General features: G+C 36.6%; 5 protein-coding genes. 4 read left to right on the forward strand and 1 reads right to left on the reverse strand.

Features of this window, described 5'->3' with window-relative positions; all coding sequences use genetic code 11:
• Window positions 1-517: 517 nt before the first annotated feature.
• Window positions 518-2167, forward strand: a complete 1650-nt coding sequence (locus WMO18_RS10285) for an AMP-binding protein (protein ID WP_211148281.1) — start codon at window positions 518-520, stop codon at window positions 2165-2167.
• Between the two features lie 82 nt (window positions 2168-2249).
• On the opposite strand, the gene WMO18_RS10290 is transcribed toward WMO18_RS10285, so the two are convergent.
• Entirely contained in the window at window positions 2250-3095 is an 846-nt protein-coding gene (locus tag WMO18_RS10290) for a DUF624 domain-containing protein (RefSeq protein WP_211148282.1), read from the reverse strand.
• Between the two features lie 353 nt (window positions 3096-3448).
• On the opposite strand from WMO18_RS10290, the gene WMO18_RS10295 reads away from it, so the two are divergent.
• From WMO18_RS10295 to WMO18_RS10305, 3 genes are all read left to right on the forward strand, one after another.
• On the forward strand, window positions 3449-4783 hold the full coding sequence (locus WMO18_RS10295) for an ABC transporter substrate-binding protein (protein WP_211148283.1): 1335 nt from the start codon (window positions 3449-3451) through the stop codon (window positions 4781-4783).
• A gap of 78 nt (window positions 4784-4861) precedes the next feature.
• Window positions 4862-5731 (forward strand): carbohydrate ABC transporter permease, encoded by an 870-nt coding sequence (locus WMO18_RS10300; RefSeq protein ID WP_022505670.1) that lies wholly within the window; start codon window positions 4862-4864, stop codon window positions 5729-5731.
• Window positions 5731-6606 (forward strand): carbohydrate ABC transporter permease, encoded by an 876-nt coding sequence (locus WMO18_RS10305; RefSeq protein WP_211148284.1) that lies wholly within the window; start codon window positions 5731-5733, stop codon window positions 6604-6606. The genes WMO18_RS10300 and WMO18_RS10305 overlap by 1 nt, the downstream gene beginning before the upstream one ends.
• The last annotated feature ends 244 nt before the right edge of the window (window positions 6607-6850 follow it).

Consider the following 6850-nt stretch of genomic DNA (forward strand, 5'->3'; position numbering starts at 1 on the left):
ATAAATTAGATGAATTAATCGGTTATTATCTAATTTATCTACATTACATAATCAACCCCACAAACCCTAATTTATCATTCTCACCTTTACCCACAGACAAAATTGAAAAACCCAAATTTACAGAACCGATTTACCATTACCCACAAACGAAATTAAAAAACTAAAAATTACAAACCAAATCACAAAACAAAAGCTCCCGAAATGGGAGCTTTTTTAGTTATAAAGTGATAGGGAATAGTGAAAAGTATCAATAACCCTATTGTCATAACAAGCCCGGAATGACAGGAGCAGGCATTTGGGATTACAAACAGCCTCCACCAAAGGTGCATTTCCCTTAGCAAGGGAATACCTTATAAATAAGGGGAGCCTTTGTTATTAATGCATAATCTGCATTAACTTATTCAAAATTATTACATTTGCATTGTATGTCGGATTGTAAAAGTATTATCCCTTTCGTATAATATAATTGTAAAAATAAAAGAGTGATTTCAGAATTTAAAATTTAAGGAGAATGATTATGCAGTTGTTTAATGATTTTTGTAACTATACCTTGGACGAAAATGGAGTGCTGAACAGTTTTCAGCTTGATTATCCCGAAAACTACAACTTTGGCTATGATGTTGTGGATAAAATGGGGGAGCTTGCACCAAACGACATTGCTATGGAGTGGACAAACCCCGACCATCTTCACAAGACATTTACCTTTGCCGACATAAAAAGACTTAGCAATAAGGCGGCAAATGCCTTTAAAAATCAGGGTGTTAAAAAGGGCGACAGAGTGATTGTAATTCTTAAAAGGAATTATGAATACTGGTACATTGTTCCCGCACTTCACAAGCTGGGCGCTATCGTTATCCCTGCAACAAATATGCTCACCTTTGACGACATCACATACAGAGTTGACACAGCGGATATTCGCTTTGCAGTTTCCACACCTGACGGTGACACAGCGGAAACTTTAGTTAAGGCATCAAAGGAAAGACCGATTCTTGAAAAGGTTTTTGTTGTACGCAGAGATGTGGAGGGCGCTGTTAATTTTACAGATGAAATTGGAAAGGCTGACGACAACTTTGAAAGAGTTGAAACCCTTGCTAAGGAGCCAATGCTCATATACTTTACATCAGGTACAACAGGCTACCCAAAGGCTGTTATGCACGACCACACCTACACACTTTCCCACATAATCACAGCAAAGTTTTGGCAGGATGTAAAGGAAAAAGGACTTCACCTCACAGTTGCGGAAACAGGCTGGGGTAAGGCTTCCTGGGGCAAAATTTACGGTCAATGGCTTTGCGGTTGCGGTGTTATGGTTTACGACTTCGACCATTTCTCACCTGACAAGCTGTTGAGAGTTATGGAAAAGTACAAGGTTACATCTTTCTGCGCACCGCCAACAGTTTACCGCTATTTCATCAAGCGTGGAATGAATAATTACGACCTTTCTTCATTAAAGCACATCACCACAGCAGGCGAGGCACTTAACCCTGTTGTATTCAAAAAGGTTTTTGAGCAGACAGGACTAAGACTTATGGAGGGCTTTGGTCAGACAGAGTCTGTACTAATGCTTGGCAACCTTGTGGGGAGTGAGGAAAAGGTTGGTGCTTTGGGCAAATCAACACCACTTTACAACACAATGATTGTTGACGACAGCGGTAACGAGCTGCCTGCAAACGAGGTTGGCGAAATTGTAGTTGCCCCACAGGAAAATCAGCACGGCATCTTTATGGGCTACTGCGGTGACGAAAAGCTGTACGAAAAGGTTTGGAGAAACGGCGTTTATCACACAGGGGACACAGCCTACAAGGACGAGGACGGATATTACTGGTATGTTGGCAGAATTGACGACCTTATCAAGACAAGAGGCTTTAGAGTAGGACCTTTTGAGATAGAAAATGTACTGATGAAGCACCCTGCTGTTATGGAATGTGCAGTTATCGGTGTACCTGACGAGTCAAGAGGTCAGGCAATCAAGGCAACCGTTCACCTTGCAGAGGGCTACACAGAGAGCAGAGAGCTGAAAAGAGAGCTGAAAACCTTTGTAAACAGCCGAGTAGCCTCCTACAAGCACATTCAGCACCTGGAGTTTATTGACGAAATGCCAAAGACAATCAGCGGAAAAATCAAAAGAACAGACATCAGAGAAATCGACAGAAACAAGATTTGCTAATAAAATGCAGAATTTAGATATAACAAAAGCTCCCATAATGGGAGCTTTTTTGTTTCTTATAGGTAGTAATAAAATTAAAAAATCACTTATCTTTCTTAATCATTCTACCGTTAACAAAGACATATTCACTGTCTTTATTTTCGTCCATAAGTTTCTTTTCTTTTTCAATATCTCTTTCTTTAGGAAGTACAACATATCTGTCATCTTTCTTAGTGAAAGAACCAACTGCCTCTTGCAACGGCTTTGAGATAATAGAAACAACAATATAAGTATAGAATAATGGATAAATAAGTGAAACCAAAATACCTACAATCAGTAGCCATACATTGCTTGTTAGCATAATTGCAAAGAATGCTACAGCAGTAGGTACTGCAACTGCAAGTAAAGTCAGAACACTCCTTAAAATCTTGCCAAATACTAGGATAAATGAGTTCTTATACACTTGAAGTAGTTTAATATCATATGTAATGTTCATCATAGGAACATAGAACATTGTTGCCACTAACATTGCACTAAAGAATAAGTATAGTGTAAGCAATGCACTGTAAACTGCACTGACAGAAGCCATTGAATAGTAGTAAAGAATTGCGAAAACTGAAAGTGTAACAATAAGGTAAGTGATTATACCGTTAATTAAAAATGTTTTCCAATTATCTTTTACAGAAGTTTTAAATGTATCAAGTACATTAATATCTTTCTTTTCAATAGCGATTTTCCTAATTACCATTACAAGTCCGGCATAAAGAGGATAAGCCGGTATAATTCCTAAAAACCAAACTATTACATTTTGAAAACCAGTTAAGTAACCTATCAAACCAAATATAGCAAAGCATATGGTTGAGGGAATAGTATATAAAAGATTTGCAAACATAATTTTTGGGAAATTAGTGAAAAATCTTGCAAAAGCAGAGTTTTTAAAACTTTTCATTCAATCATTCCTTAAAAATTTTTCTTTTTTATAGTACCACAACAGTAGTTGAATTTGCAATAAATAAATCAAAATTGTTATATTCTTTAGAAGAACAAAATACTGTAAAAAACCAGTGCTTACCACAAAATAACTGAATAAAATTATTAATAAATTTTAAAGAATTTTGAATATATTGCGAACATCTGTAACAGTCTGTAAATTAAATTACATATATTTTATAAAAAAATATTAGTCAAAACTATTGTATTTTTATAAAAAGTGTGTTAAACTGCACTTGTGAGGTTGAGGAGACACTCCTCAAATTCGTCTTCTGATAAGGCGAAAAATTTTTAAGGACAAAGGTGAAAAAAATGAAAAAAGAAACAGTGAAGAGAATCGTAGTTGCCGGCGTGGCAGGTATGATGGCAGCTACTTGTTTAGCAGGTTGTAACACTTCTAATTCTAACGATAAGGACAGTAGTGGTGCTAAAGGTCAGGTTTATTATCTAAACTTTAAGCCTGAACAGGATCAGGCTTGGCAGAAGTTAGCTAAGGAATACACAAAGGAAACAGGTGTTAAGGTTAAGGTTCAGACTGCTGCCGAAGGTAAGTATGAAGAAACTCTTACATCTGCAATGGATAAGGACAATGCTCCTACACTATTCCAGGTTAACGGTCCTGTTGGTCTAAAAAACTGGAAAGACTATTGTCTAGATCTTAAAGATTCTGACATTTACAAGCAGTTAACAAGCGATACATTTGCACTAAAGGACGGCGACAGTGTACCGGGTATTGCTTATGTTATTGAGTCATATGGTATCATTTACAACAAGACTCTACTTCAGAAGTATTGTGATTCTTCATTTGCTACAGTTAAGAAGATTGAAGACATCAACAGCTTTGATAAGCTAAAGACTGTTGCTGATGAAATCCAGAAGAACAAAGATAAGTTAGGTGTTAAGGGTGCATTCACTTCAGCAGGTATGGATGGCTCATCTGACTGGAGATTTAAGACTCACTTAGCAAATATGCCTATCTACTATGAATACAAGAAAGATAACGTTACTTCTACAGATGCTATCAAGGGTACTTACCTAGATAACTACAAGAAGATTTTCGACCTATATATCACAGATTCAACATGTGCTCCTACTTCTCTTGCTAGCAAGACAGCTACTGACTCAGAAACAGAATTCATTAAGGGTCAGGCAGTATTCTTCCAGAACGGTACTTGGGAATATGACGCTATCAAGAAGGGTGGCATAAAGGACGACGAATTGGGTATGCTACCTATTTACATCGGTGCTGACGGTGAAGAAAATCAGGGTCTATGCACAGGTTCTGAAAACTACTGGTGTGTAAACAACGGCGCTTCTGAAGATGATCAGAAGGCTACTTTAGACTTTATGAACTGGTGTGTAACATCTGACAAGGGTACTTCTGCAATGTCTACCGATATGGGCTTTGTAATCCCATTTAAGGATGCTAAGGAAGCTACAAATCCTCTAGTTAAGATTGCTGACAAGTATGTGGCTGACGGTAAAGAAGCTGTTTCTTGGAACTTTACAACAATGCCTAGTGAAGACTGGAAGAACGGTGTTGGTACAGCTCTAACACAGTATGCTGCCGGTACAGGTAAGTGGGATGACGTTGTTAAGGCTTTCGTTGACGGTTGGAAGACAGAATACGCAAAAGCTAACGGCTAATTTATCCTTTAATTATTAAACTTAGTTAGGGGGCGGATTCGCCCCCTATAATTTTGAATTAAGAAGAAAGGTGAGAAAATGGTAAAGAAACATAAAAAGTATTTTCTGATTTTCGTATTACCAACATTAATTGCCTTTGCTATCGGTTTTATTTATCCCTTCTTTCAGGGCATCTATCTATCATTCTGTAAGTTCCATACAGTAAGTAATGCTAAACTGATTGGTTTTGATAACTATGTAAAAGCATTCCAAAATGAAGCCTTTATCCATTCATTCTGGTTTACAGTTCTATTTGTTATTGTTTCAATAGTTCTCATTAATCTTATTGCTTTTGCAGTTGCATATGTTCTAACCCTTGGTATTAGAGGTTCTAATATTTTTAGAACAGTGTTCTTTGTTCCTAACCTAATTGGTGGTATCATCCTTGGTTACATTTGGAAACTTATTTTTGATGGTATCCTACACAACTATGGTACTAACTTAGCACTTAATAGTACTTATGGTTTTTGGGGACTTGTAATTCTGATGTGTTGGCAACAAGCAGGTTATATGATGATTATTTATATTGCCGGCTTCCAAAGTGTTCCTAGTGACCTTTATGAAGCAGCAAAGATTGACGGTGCTAACAGAAGACAACTTCTTACTAAGGTTACTATTCCTATGATGGCACCATCAATTACAATTTGTACATTCCTAACACTAACAAATTCATTTAAGTTATTTGACCAGAACTTAGCTTTAACTGCCGGTGCTCCGGGTGTAGTAACTGACGGTGGTGTAACCATTAAGCAAACGGAAATGATGGCACTTAATATTTACAACACCTTCTATTCAAATGCTAACTCTCGTGGTGTTGGTCAAGCAGAGGCAGTTATCTTCTTCGTAATTGTTGTTGTAATTGCTCTTGCTCAGCTATACTTCACTAGAAAGAGGGAGGTGCAGCAGTAATGGCAAAGGTTAAACCTAAAGAAAAACAACCTAAGAAAAAGCAAACTTTAGGTATGAAAATTTTGACAGTAGTATTTTCTGTTATTTCAATTTTCTATGTGTCACCACTATTTATTGTTTTGATGAACTCCTTTAAGTTTAAGACAGATATTAGTGACAACCCATTTGCCTTTCCAAATGCCGAAACTTTCTATGGTTTCCAAAACTACATAAAAGGTATGACATTTGGTAACTTCTCTTTCTGGAAAGTTGTTTTAACAAGTTTATTTATCACTATCGGTGGTGTATTCCTAATCCTACTTTGTACATCAATGACTGCATGGTATGTTACAAGAGTTAACTCAAAGATTTGCAAGATTATTTACTACTTCTGTGTATTCTCAATGGTTGTACCATTCCAGATGGTTATGTACACTCTTTCAAAGACTGCTGATAAGCTACACCTAAATTCACCTGTTGGTATTTTGGTAGTTTATTTGGGATTTGGTGCAGGTCTTGCAATTTTTATGTTCTCCGGCTTCGTAAAGGGTATTCCTATTGAAGTTGAAGAAGCTGCAAGTGTTGACGGTGCAGGACCTCTAAGAACATATTTCGGTGTTGTTGTTCCTATTATGAAGCCAACAATTATTTCTGTTGGTATTCTGGAAACAATGTGGATTTGGAACGACTACCTACTACCATACCTAATCTTTAGTGGTACAAACTATAGAACAATTCCTATTCATATTCAGTACCTAAACGGTAGTTACGGACAAACGGATATGGGTGCTATTATGTCCCTTATCATTATAAGTATCTTGCCTATCATCATCTTCTACTTCGCTTGTCAGAAGTATATTATCGAAGGTGTTGTTGCCGGTGCTGTTAAGGGATAATTCTCAAATAATGCTCATTTATAATTATATGTTAATTATAAAATTAACAGTTACAGACCCTCATTTGAGGGTCTGTTTTCCTTTTGTTATTATTTAGTTTTTAGTTATAAATTAGTTTTTATAATTTTGTTTCTGCGTAATGGTTGGGTAGATAAATTAGAGTTTGCGGGGATGATTATGTAATGTAGATAAATTAGATAATAACCGATTAATTCATCTAATTTATAGTTTTTCCCTCCTTCAG

Source organism: Ruminococcoides intestinihominis (assembly GCF_040096285.1).
GTDB classification, from domain to species: Bacteria; Bacillota; Clostridia; order Oscillospirales; family Acutalibacteraceae; genus Ruminococcoides; species Ruminococcoides intestinihominis.

What these genes read in the sequence shown, in the direction of transcription:
- WMO18_RS10285 (WP_211148281.1), top strand. Translation starts at nt 518, where the DNA reads ATGCAGTTGTTTAATGATTTTTGTAACTATACCTTGGACGAAAATGGA.
- WMO18_RS10290 (WP_211148282.1), bottom strand. Translation starts at nt 3,095, where the DNA reads ATGAAAAGTTTTAAAAACTCTGCTTTTGCAAGATTTTTCACTAATTTC.
- WMO18_RS10295 (WP_211148283.1), top strand. Translation starts at nt 3,449, where the DNA reads ATGAAAAAAGAAACAGTGAAGAGAATCGTAGTTGCCGGCGTGGCAGGT.
- WMO18_RS10300 (WP_022505670.1), top strand. Translation starts at nt 4,862, where the DNA reads ATGGTAAAGAAACATAAAAAGTATTTTCTGATTTTCGTATTACCAACA.
- WMO18_RS10305 (WP_211148284.1), top strand. Translation starts at nt 5,731, where the DNA reads ATGGCAAAGGTTAAACCTAAAGAAAAACAACCTAAGAAAAAGCAAACT.